At 62.1% G+C, this 10,531-nt stretch carries 9 protein-coding genes; 1 reads left to right on the plus strand and 8 read right to left on the minus strand.

Annotation, left to right across the window (positions count from 1 at the left end; all coding sequences use genetic code 11):
- Window positions 1-194: 194 nt before the first annotated feature.
- From AB9K34_RS07100 to AB9K34_RS07130, 7 genes are all read right to left on the minus strand, one after another.
- Window positions 195-1,472, minus strand: coding sequence for an amidohydrolase family protein (locus tag AB9K34_RS07100; protein ID WP_369953727.1), 1,278 nt, complete (start codon window positions 1,470-1,472; stop codon window positions 195-197).
- Window positions 1,472-2,416: an ABC transporter permease gene (locus AB9K34_RS07105; protein WP_369953728.1), complete on the minus strand. Its 945-nt coding sequence runs from the start codon at window positions 2,414-2,416 to the stop codon at window positions 1,472-1,474. Before AB9K34_RS07105 ends, AB9K34_RS07100 begins: the two co-directional genes overlap by 1 nt.
- Before the next feature lie 2 nt (window positions 2,417-2,418).
- On the minus strand, window positions 2,419-3,468 hold the full coding sequence (locus tag AB9K34_RS07110) for an ABC transporter permease (protein ID WP_369953729.1): 1,050 nt from the start codon (window positions 3,466-3,468) through the stop codon (window positions 2,419-2,421).
- Entirely contained in the window at window positions 3,458-4,999 is a 1,542-nt protein-coding gene (locus AB9K34_RS07115; RefSeq protein ID WP_369953730.1) for an ABC transporter ATP-binding protein, read from the minus strand. Before AB9K34_RS07115 ends, AB9K34_RS07110 begins: the two co-directional genes overlap by 11 nt.
- Before the next feature lie 6 nt (window positions 5,000-5,005).
- Window positions 5,006-6,022, minus strand: coding sequence for a BMP family protein (locus AB9K34_RS07120; RefSeq protein WP_369953731.1), 1,017 nt, complete (start codon window positions 6,020-6,022; stop codon window positions 5,006-5,008).
- Window positions 6,023-6,213: 191 nt separating this feature from the next.
- Window positions 6,214-8,532 carry a Tex family protein gene (locus AB9K34_RS07125; protein ID WP_369953732.1) on the minus strand — a complete coding sequence of 773 codons (2,319 nt, stop codon included), beginning with the start codon at window positions 8,530-8,532 and terminating at the stop codon, window positions 6,214-6,216.
- A gap of 105 nt (window positions 8,533-8,637) precedes the next feature.
- The gene (locus AB9K34_RS07130) at window positions 8,638-8,820 is read right to left on the minus strand and encodes a hypothetical protein (protein ID WP_369953733.1); all 183 of its coding nucleotides are present in this window, start codon (window positions 8,818-8,820) and stop codon (window positions 8,638-8,640) included.
- 246 nt (window positions 8,821-9,066) lie between these two features.
- On the opposite strand from AB9K34_RS07130, the gene AB9K34_RS07135 reads away from it, so the two are divergent.
- Complete coding sequence (locus AB9K34_RS07135) at window positions 9,067-9,849, plus strand: MOSC domain-containing protein (RefSeq protein WP_369953734.1); 783 nt, start codon at window positions 9,067-9,069, stop codon at window positions 9,847-9,849.
- Between the two features lie 107 nt (window positions 9,850-9,956).
- Here AB9K34_RS07135 and AB9K34_RS07140 read toward each other — a convergent pair whose 3' ends face one another.
- Entirely contained in the window at window positions 9,957-10,268 is a 312-nt protein-coding gene (locus tag AB9K34_RS07140; RefSeq protein ID WP_369953735.1) for a Dabb family protein, read from the minus strand.
- Window positions 10,269-10,531 lie beyond the last annotated feature (263 nt).

A 10,531-nucleotide genomic window follows, 5' to 3' on the forward strand; every position in this document is an offset into this window, starting at 1 on the left:
CTTCGCGATTGACTTGAAACATCCCGCATCACCTAACGCGTTGAAATCTCTGATTTCAGGCAGCGTCAGGTCTATCGCGAAACGATATAAACAATCAAATAAACACACCCAATAAAAACAAGAAAAATTCACAATGATATATGACGCTCGGTCTGCGCTGCACGCTGCGACCTCTGGACAACGGACGTTGCGCGTTACCCTGCGCCGTGTCGCCTGCGCACGGTATCGGGACGGCCGGGCAGGTTCAGTGTGGCATCGGCCCGTGGGGTTTCGCTGATCACCTTGCCGTTGGCGATCACGCAAAGCCGGTTGGCCCGCAGCCTGAGCGCCTCGATCGGATCGCCGGCATCCAGGATGACCAATGAGGCTCTTGCCCCCACATGCAGCCCGTAATCCGCCAATCCGAGCGTGCGGGCGTTGTTCACGGTGACCATGTCAAAACAGGTGCGCATGTCCTGGGGGCTGGTCATCTGAGCGACGTGCAGACCCATGAAGGCCACGTCGAGCATGTCGGCGGTGCCCAGTGAATACCACGGATCCAGTACGCAATCCTGTCCCCAGCCGACATTGATCCCCATCGCCAGCATTTCCCTGACCCGCGTCAACCCGCGCCGTTTCGGAAAGCTGTCGTGGCGACCTTGCAGCACGATGTTGATGAGCGGGTTGGGAATGGCGTTGATTTCGGCCTCGACCATCAGGGGCAGCAGCTTGGACACATAATAATTGTCCATCGAATGCATCGAGGTCAGGTGCGATCCCGCGACACGGCCCTGCAAGTTCAGCCGCCGGGTTTCATACGCCAGTGTTTCGATATGGCGCGACATGGGGTCGTCGGTTTCGTCGCAATGCATATCGACCATCAAGCCCCGCTCGGCGGCGATTTCACAGAGTTCCGTGACCGAGGCGGCCCCATCGGCCATGGTGCGTTCGAAATGCGGAATGCCGCCGACAACGTCCACACCCATGTCCAGCGCCCGGATGGTGTTGGCCCGCGCGGTTGGATCGCGATAGAACCCATCCTGCGGGAATGCGACAAGTTGCAGGTCGATATAGTGTTTGACCCGTTCGCGAACGTCCAGCAAGGCCTCGACGCCCAGCAGCCGGTCATCGCAGGTATCCACATGGCTGCGGATCGCCAGCAACCCCATGCTTGCGGCCCAGTCGCAATATTGCAGGGCACGGGCAACAACATCATCCTGGGTCATCACCTGCTTGAGTTCGCCCCAGAGCCCGATTCCCTCGAGCAGGGTGCCCGATGCGTTGATGCGCGGCAGCCCGTAGGACAGCGTTGCATCCATGTGAAAATGCGGATCCACGAAAGGCGGGCTTACCAGATCGCCTGCGGCCTCCACCACCCTGCCCGCCGTCGCCGCGCCCAGGTCGTCCATCGCCACGATCCTGTCGCCCTGTATTCCGATATCGCATACCCGGCCGTCAGGGAGCGTCCCGCCCCGCACAATCAGATCGAACATCAGCGTTCCCCCTTGTTGAACGGCACCATCAGAGCCGCCGGAACCTCGGCCCGTCGTGACATCGCCACCAGCGCGAGAATGGACAGGAAATAGGGCATCATCAGGAATATCTGGTAGGGAAATTCCGCCCCGAAACTGGTCTGCTGCACCCGGATTTGCAAGGCATCGAACGCGGCAAACAGAATCGCGCCGAGCAGCGCCTTGCCCGGCCGCCAGGAGCCGAAGACAACCAGCGCGATACAGATCCAGCCCCGGCCATTGACCATCTCGAAAAAGAAACTGTCAAAGGCCGACATCGTCAGAAAGGCACCGCCCATTGCCATGAAGCCGCTCCCGACAATCACGGCGCCCATGCGGATCGCGGTGACAGAAAGCCCCTGTGCGGCAACGGCCGCGGGGTTTTCGCCAACCGCCCGCACCGCAAGCCCGACCGGCGTGCGGTAAAGCACAAGCGCCACCACCGCCACCAGCACGAATGCAAGATAGGTGAATGGCGTCTGCGAGAACAGCGCCGGACCAAGCAGGGGTATCTCGGACAGCAGCGGAATCTCGTAGGGCTGAAACGCCGCGATCTTGGGCGGGTTGGTCACTTCGGGCAGAGCAAGGCGATAGGCATAGTAGGTCGATGAGGTCGCCAGCAGCGTGACACCGAGCCCAACCACATGTTGCGACAGTCCGAAGGGAACCGTCAGCAGCGCGTGCACCAGCCCGAAGAGCATGCCGACACCCATCGCCACCCCCACCCCGACCCAGAGACCGGTACCGGAATAGACCGCCATCCATCCGGCAAAGGCACCGGCGACCATGATCCCCTCGATCCCGAGGTTGAGAACCCCTGCGCGTTCACAGATCAGTTCGCCCAGCGTCGCAAAGATCAGCGGTGTGGCTATGCGGATCGCGGCAGCCCAGAAACTGGCGGTGAACAGGATCTCGATGATGTCCATGGCTAATCCCTCACCACGCGAAACCGGGTCAGCATGATCGCCAGAACCACGAGCAGCAGTGCCGTGGCCAGCATGATATCGGCGAGGTAGGTCGGCACGTCGGCGGCACGGCTCATGCTGTCGGCGCCGACAAAGATGCCCGCCACGAACAGCGCGGCAACGATCACACCGATCGGGTTCAACAGCGCCAGCATCGCCACGATGATCCCGGTATAGCCGTAGCCCGGTGACAGATCGAGCGTCAGACTGCCCTTGAGACCCGCGACCTCGGAAAACCCGCCCAGTGCGGCGAGCCCGCCAGACAGCAGCGCGGTCTTGACCAGCACCCGGTTCACCGGGATCCCGGCAAAGGCCGCCGCGTCCTTGTTCAGGCCCACGGCCCGCATTTCAAATCCGAGCGTACTGCGTGTCTGGATAATCCAGACGACGAAAGCCGAGATCAGCGCCAGCGCAAACCCCCAATGCACGCGCAGGCCCTCGAAAATCCGCGGCAGCCGGGCCTCGGCCACCACCCGCGCGGATTTCGGCCAGCCCATGCCCATCGGATCCTTGAGCGGCCCTTCCAGCAGCATCGAGATGAACAGCAGGAAGATGAAATTGAAGAGCAGCGTCGTCACCACTTCGTCGACACCGAACCGGGTTTTCAGTACCGCGGGCACCAACAGGAGCAATGCCCCCGCCAGGATCGCCACAAAGGCCAGCAGCGGCAGCAGCGCAAAGGACGGCCAGACCAGCAAACCGGTTCCCAGCACCACGGTCGTCAGCGCCCCGGCATAAAGCTGAGCCTCGGCACCGATATTCCAGAATTTCGCCCGAAACGCGACGGCGGCGGCAAGCCCGGTAAAGATCAGCGGGGTTGCGCGGTTGAAGGTTTCGACAATCGCGAATTTCGACCCGAACGCTCCTTTCAGGATCAGTCCGAGGACCGAGAACGGGTTTGCCCCTGCGATGCTGGCGAGCAGGGAGGCAATGGCGATGGTTGCGCTCAACGCCAGAACGATCGGCACCACCCGGCGCGCGTGGCTGGGGTTTCGGATCGGTTCAAGCCGCATTGTAACTCCGTGCCCCAAACCCTTGGCCAGACATCCATATTCCCAGTTCCGCAGGTGTCATCTCACCCCGGCCAAAGGCGGGCGAAAGCCGACCGTCAGAGATCACGTGGATGACATCGGAGAGCGCCATGATCTCGTCGAGATCCTCGGAGATCAGCAGCACTGCCGCACCGCGATCCCGCGCGTCGAGCAATTGGCGGTGCACGTAATTCACTGCGCCGATATCCAGGCCACGCACCGGCTGGTTGGCGAGGATGATCCGGGGCTGCGCCTCAAGGACGCGCCCCAGGATGAGCTTCTGCATATTCCCCCCCGAGAGCAGGCGAATGCGGGTGTCGGGGCCTGGGCATCTCACGTCGAATTTGCTGATGATCTCTTCGGCAAAACGGCGCGCCCGACCCCAGTCGAGCCAACCCCGGCGGCTGAACGGCGCCCCGTTGTAGCGTTCGAGTATCGCGTTTTCCGTCAGGTCGAAATCCGCGATCGTTCCTGTTTTGTGGCGATCTTCGGGAATCCGGGCGATGCCGTTATGCACGGCCTGCCGTGCGGACCAGGTGTGAAGGACGTCGCCATACAGGATCATCTCGCCCCGGGCGGCCGATTGCATGCCCCCCACGATATCGGCAAGCGCCGCCTGCCCGTTGCCGGATACGCCTGCAAGGCCGCATATCTGACCCGCGTACAGCGTCAGATCGATGGCTTTCAACCCCGGCGCGTTGCTGATATCGGGTGTCGAGACCCCGCGCAGTTCGAACAACGCCGCACCAGCCTTGCCCGGTGCAATTTCGGGTGGCTCCGCTTGCGAGCCCATCATCATCGCCGCCAGCGCATGGGTATCGGTATCGGCGGTGCGCACGCCGCCCACGACCTTGCCGTGGCGCAGCACGACGACACGATCGGCAATGGCCATGACCTCGTGCAGCTTGTGCGAGATGAAGATCACCGACAGCCCGTTTGCGATGGCCTGTTTCAACGTCGAAAACAGGTCATCGGCCTCTTGCGGGGTCAGCACCGCAGTCGGTTCGTCCAGGATCAGGATGCGCACATCCCGATACAGCGCCTTGAGAATTTCGACCCGTTGCCGCTCGCCCACGCTCAGGCTGCCGACTCGTGCGTCGGGCGATACGGCAAGGTGGAACCGGTCCGACAGCTCCACGATGCGCTTGCGCGCCGCCGCCCGGTCCAGCCCAAGGCTGAGAAGCGGACGCACCCCCAGCGTGATATTCTCCTGCACGGTCATATTGTCGGCCAGCGTGAAATGCTGGTGGACCATGCCGACGCCCGCATCGAGTGCGGCGCGGGAATTGCCCGCCGGCAGGGTCTGGCCAAACACCTCCACGGTGCCGCTGTCCGGGGTGTACTGGCCGAACAGGATATTCATCAGCGTGGTCTTGCCCGCCCCGTTTTCACCGAGCAGGGCGACAACTTCGCCCTCATCCACAGAGAAGCTGACCGCATCATTGGCGGTCAGATCTCCAAAGCGCTTGGTAATGTTGCTGAGGCGAAGCGCCTCGGCGGTGCCTTGCGTCATGTCGGATCAGGAGGATTTCGGTTCGTCGTCGTTGATCTCGACCGTGAACGTGCCCGACTTGATCTCCGCTTCGCGCTTGGCAACCAGATCCAGCGCCGCCTGGGGCACCTTGCCCTCGAATGTGCCCAGCGGCGCAAGCGAGGTTCCGCCCTCGTTCATGAAGGAATAGACACCATAATCCGCTGCGGAAAAACTGCCGGCCCTTACCTGGGCAATGGCATGATCCAGCGTCGGCTCGAAATGCCAGAGCGCAGACGCGACGACCGTATCGGGGTAATCCCCCTGGGTGTCGATCACGTTTCCGATCGCCAGCACGCCCTTTTCCTTGGCGGCGTCCGACACGCCGAAGCGTTCGGCGTAAAGCACATCGGCCCCGTTCTCGATCATGGCAAAGGCGGTTTCCTTGGCCTTGGGCGGATCGAACCAGCTTCCGATAAAGCTGACCTGGAAGCGGATGTCCGGGTTTATCTCGGCCGCCCCCGCCATGAACGCGTGCATCAACCGGTTGACCTCGGGGATCGGAAAGCCGCCAACCATACCGATATTGCCGGATTTCGTCATGGAACCGGCAATGATTCCAGATAGATACGATCCATCCTGAATGTAATTGTCGAAGACGGCAAAATTCGGCAGAGAGGGGTCTTCCTTGAAGCTGGAGCCCATCAGGAACGCAACATCCGGATAATCGGCGGCGACCTCGCGGGCCTCTTGTTCGGCGCCGAAAACCTCGCCGATGATCAGCTTGTTGCCAGCCTCGGCATATTCCCTCAGAACACGGGCATAGTCGGTATTGCTGACGTTTTCGGAGAACTCGTAGGAAATGTCGCCGCGTTCCTGCGCGGTCAGCGCCGCCTTGTGGATGCGGCTCACCCATTGCTGCTCGATCGGGACCGTGTAGACGCCCGCCGTCTTGATGGGCTCGGCGGTAAAGCCGCGCGTGGCGCCGAACGTGCCAGCCAACAGCGATGTGGCGGCCGTCGTCGCCAGAAAACGACGACGGGAAATGTGAGCTTTAATCTTCATGACCTGTACCCCCGGAGTTAGACTTATGCATGTAGCATCAAATTTTGCCAATTGGTCAAGAAATGAATGGGCTGAAAAGCCCACCTGCCCCAATAGGTTGAAGAGACGCCCATGATTGCGGCAGGTGACGGCGAGCGCGCTGCGGGGCGAGTCCTGACCGGTCGTATCGCCCGGTCATCCGATCTGTCGCTTCAACTCTTTTTCATCGCATCGAGCAGTGCCGACCCGAGCGCGCCGGGGCTGCTGCCGTTCGATGGCGTCGCTTTGGGAGGACGTGATGTGCCGCCGGAGCGTTTGCCCTGCCCGGGATCACGCGGCGATTTGGGCTTGCCCGCGCCAGTGGCCCCGCCCTGTTTGCGCATCGTCAGTCCGATGCGCTTGCGGGCGACGTCGACCTCGGTCACGCGGACGCGCACCACGTCTCCGGCCTTGACCACCTCGTGCGGATCCTTGACGAACCGGTCGGCCAACTGGCTCACATGCACAAGCCCGTCCTGATGCACGCCGATATCGACAAAGGCGCCAAACGCCGCGACATTGGTGACCGTGCCCTCCAGCGACATGCCGGGTTTCAGGTCCGAAATCGTCTCGACACCCTCGGCAAAGCTCGCGGTCTTGAATGTGGGGCGCGGGTCGCGTCCGGGTTTTTGCAATTCGGCGATGATGTCCTGAACCGTGGGCAACCCGAAACTGGCATCGACGAACTCTTCGGGGCGCAATGCACCGAGGATCTGTTCCTGCCCCATGATCTGGCGAATGTCGCGACCACAGGCTTTGACGATCCGGCGTGCCACATCATAGGCCTCGGGGTGTACCGATGATGCATCGAGCGGTTCGTCGCTGTCGCGAATGCGCAGGAACCCGGCGCTTTGCTCAAAGGCTTTCGGCCCGACGCCCGGCACCTTCAGCAGCGCCTTGCGCGAGGAAAACGCGCCCAATTCGTCGCGATAGGCGACAATCGCTTCGGCCAGCCGCGGCCCCAGACCTGCCACATGCGCCAGCAGCGGCGCGGAAGCGGTATTGAGGTCGACACCCACGGCGTTCACCGCATCCTCGACCACCGCCTCGAGAGCGCGGCCCAGCTGACGCTGGTCTACATCATGCTGGTACTGGCCGACGCCGATGCTCTCGGGTGCGATCTTGACCAGCTCGGCGAGCGGATCCTGCAGGCGGCGGGCAATCGAAACCGCACCGCGCAGCGACACGTCAAGCTCGGGAAACTCGCGCGAGGCCAGCTCGGATGCCGAATAGACCGACGCACCCGCTTCCGACACCACGACACGCGTGGGCTTTGGCCCGGATGGCAGCATCTTGAGCGTATCTCCGACAAATTTCTCGGTCTCGCGGCTGGCGGTGCCGTTGCCGATGGCGATCAGTTCGACGCCATGCGTGCGGATCATGTGCAGCAGGAGCTCTTCGGCCCCGCGCAGATCGCGTTTCGGCGGAAAGGGATAGAGCGTTGCGGTCTGCAACAATTTGCCCGTCGCGTCGACCACCGCCGCCTTTACCCCTGTGCGAATCCCCGGATCGAGCCCCAGCGTCGTCTTGGCCCCGGCGGGTGCGGCGAGCAGCAGATCCTTGAGATTGCGTGAAAAGACGCGGATCGCCTCGTCATGGGCCCGGCGGCGCAGATCGCCCAGCAGGTCAAGGAACATTGTCAGACCCAGCTTGACGCGCCATGTCCAGCCTGCGGCGAGGCGCAGCCACTCATCACCCGGCCCGTCGCCGGGGATGCCGATCGCCCCCGCGACGATGCCCGCTGCGCGCGCGGCTCCGGTTTCCGGCTCCGGCTCGATCGACAGGGTCAGAACACCCTCTTTGGAGGCACGCAGGATCGCCAGCGCCCGATGGGCGGGAATGTCCGACCATTTCTCGCTGTGATCGAAATAATCCGAGAACTTGGCGCCTTCGGCTTCCTTGCCGGCCTGCACGCGCGCGATGACAAGCGCCTCGGCCTGCATGAAGTCCCGCAATCGTCCCAGCAGGTCGGCATTCTCGGCCAGTTCTTCCGCCAGGATATCGCGCGCACCTTCCAGTGCCGCTTTCACGGTTTCCACGTTTTCGCCCAGATAGGCCTGCGCGAGGTCCTCCGGCCTGGCGTTGCGGTTATCCATGATGGCGCGCAGAAGCGGATCGAGCCCGTTTTCCCGCGCGATCATCGCCTTGGTGCGGCGTTTGGGTTTGAACGGCAGATAAATGTCTTCGAGCGTTGCCTTGCTGTCGGCCTGCGCAATCTTGCGCGCCAGTTCATCGGTCAGCTTGCCCTGCCCCCGGATCGTGTCGAGGATGGTCGCCCGCCGGGCCTCCATCTCGCGCAGATAGACCAGACGTTCGTTCAATGTGCGCAATTGGCTGTCATCCAGACCGCCGGTCACCTCCTTGCGATAACGGGCGACAAAGGGCACCGTCGCGCCTTCGTCCAGCAATGCGGTGGCGGCGGCGACCTGTCGCGGCGTGGCGGCGATTTCGGTTGCGATTGTGCGGGCGATCCGATCGGCGGTCTGGTCCAAGAGGGGCTCCTGTATGACGGGACCAATGACATAAACCGGGGCCCCGGATCGCGCCAGCCCCGGCATGCAGTTATCCACAGATGTTGTTGCCGCCCTCGCCCGCGCTCAGCTCTGGTTGGCTCCGCGCAACTGGCGGATCGAGCGGCGGACCGCCGTCCAGTCCTGGGCCTCGCGAGGCTTGCCGGCGTCGTCACATTCGCGTGCCTTGCGGGCGGCTTCCGCCTCGGCAGCGTCACCATGGGCCTGATACAGAGCCCGGGCGTATTGAGCTGTCTTCGTCGCTTGCATGTCGGGTTTCCCTTTCTGTCGAAATTGAACATACCGACCCCCCGGATCGGTCCGGGCGATTCTGCGGTACGTTCACCATACATCATTTGTTCGAGCTTTTCATGTCTTGCGGGAAATGAGCCATTCGAATGCGCGCGGGAACGCAGGAATGCACGCCCTTGCGCGATTGCAGCCCGAGGCGGAAACGCGTTACATGCCATCAGGACCCCGCCGCGATCCGGCCGGGCACAGGATAGGTGGTGACCGATGGCAGAAGCACAGCTGACATTGACCCGGCTCAACCGGTTCCCGGTCAAGGGGTTGAGCGCCGAACAGCTTGAAACGGTAACGCTCGATGCCGGTCAGGGTATTCCGGGTGACCGGTTTTTCGGCTTTGCCCGCCACGGTTCCGGTTTCGATCCGCAAAATCCGCAACCCTTGCCCAAGGATCGTTTCGTGGTCCTGGCCAATCAGGCGGCGCTGGCGGGCCTGAAAACCCGGTTCGATCCACGGACAAACACGCTTGATATCCGGTCCGGACAGAGCCGGCAGTTTGACATGGGGAACACCGAAGGGCGAGACGCCGCCGCACTCTATCTGTACGAAACCCTCGCGCTGAGCGATCCCGAGCCGCCGACCTTCGTGTCATCCACCCCGCATCGCTTTACCGATGTTTCGGTGGTCTCATCGCAGATGATGAACGCGGTTTCGGTGCTGAACCTTGCGTCAGTGCGCGCCGTCGAGGAGCGGCTGGATGTCGAGATCGATCCGGCGCGTTTCCGCGCCAATCTGGAAATCGACGGCTTGCCACCCTTCGTGGAACTGGATTCGGTCGGTTCGACATTTCATCTGGGTGACGTGGCGCTGCGCATCCTGGCCCGCACCAAGCGATGCGCCGCAACCGAAGTGAACCCCGACACGGCCGAGCGCGACCTGAAGCTCCCTTACCTGCTGCGCAAGGAACTGGGACATATGGACATGGGCATTTATGCCGAGGTGGTGTCCGGCGGCACCCTCGCCATCGGTCAGACGGGCCACTTCGCTGGCTGAGGCGTGCAATGGCCGGGTCTGGTTATCCGGGCAGCCCTTGAACGCGCACCATCTTGTCGGTCATTTCAGACAATTGCAGGAAAACGATCGGACGTCGCAGTGAAAGATCACGAGTCCGGCGATTGCAACGCGGTCTGCGGATCATAATCGGCTGCCAGCCGGATGTCGCGCAGCGGCTTTACCCGGCGGATCGACTCGGCATAGAGCTCATGCGCCTTGTAGGCCGCCAGCGCCGTATCGTCGGCAAATTCACCATAGACAACGACATCGACCTCCTTGCTGGCGGGATCGGACTTGCGATTGATCGCGATCTCGAGCCGCTCGGCATGCGGAATTCGGGTCAGAAGACCAAGCCCCTGCCGGACGGAGTCGAGATTTCCCTCATGGGGTACGGTGAAAAACACGATGTGGCGGATCATGGCTCGGGCCCGTCTGGTCAGGGAAACAATGGCATTCTACCGCCGTGGCAGGTGCCTTCAACCGCAACCCGGCCAGGACGCGCTGTCCGCGGCGTGGACCCGTATTGAGATTGATTCATGATATTTTCTTTCCTTTCAGGATAGTTTCTGTGTCGATTTTTTGTGTTTTGTTTTGTGGATTGATGCCGGCGTTTGTCATCCATTTTTTCATGGTTTTGGGCATTGGGTATATGGGTCTGCTGGTTGTTGCGGTGCCTTTGCTT

The organism is Sedimentitalea sp. XS_ASV28, from assembly GCF_041224545.1.
Classification (GTDB): Bacteria; Pseudomonadota; Alphaproteobacteria; order Rhodobacterales; family Rhodobacteraceae; genus Sedimentitalea.

Bases quoted from the DNA above. Each gene is read 5' to 3' on its own strand.
- AB9K34_RS07140 (WP_369953735.1), bottom strand. From the start codon at position 10,268: ATGATCCGCCACATCGTGTTTTTCACCGTACCCCATGAGGGAAATCTC.
- AB9K34_RS07120 (WP_369953731.1), bottom strand. From the start codon at position 6,022: ATGAAGATTAAAGCTCACATTTCCCGTCGTCGTTTTCTGGCGACGACG.
- AB9K34_RS07110 (WP_369953729.1), bottom strand. From the start codon at position 3,468: ATGCGGCTTGAACCGATCCGAAACCCCAGCCACGCGCGCCGGGTGGTG.
- AB9K34_RS07135 (WP_369953734.1), top strand. From the start codon at position 9,067: ATGGCAGAAGCACAGCTGACATTGACCCGGCTCAACCGGTTCCCGGTC.
- AB9K34_RS07115 (WP_369953730.1), bottom strand. From the start codon at position 4,999: ATGACGCAAGGCACCGCCGAGGCGCTTCGCCTCAGCAACATTACCAAG.
- AB9K34_RS07100 (WP_369953727.1), bottom strand. From the start codon at position 1,472: ATGTTCGATCTGATTGTGCGGGGCGGGACGCTCCCTGACGGCCGGGTA.
- AB9K34_RS07105 (WP_369953728.1), bottom strand. From the start codon at position 2,416: ATGGACATCATCGAGATCCTGTTCACCGCCAGTTTCTGGGCTGCCGCG.
- AB9K34_RS07130 (WP_369953733.1), bottom strand. From the start codon at position 8,820: ATGCAAGCGACGAAGACAGCTCAATACGCCCGGGCTCTGTATCAGGCC.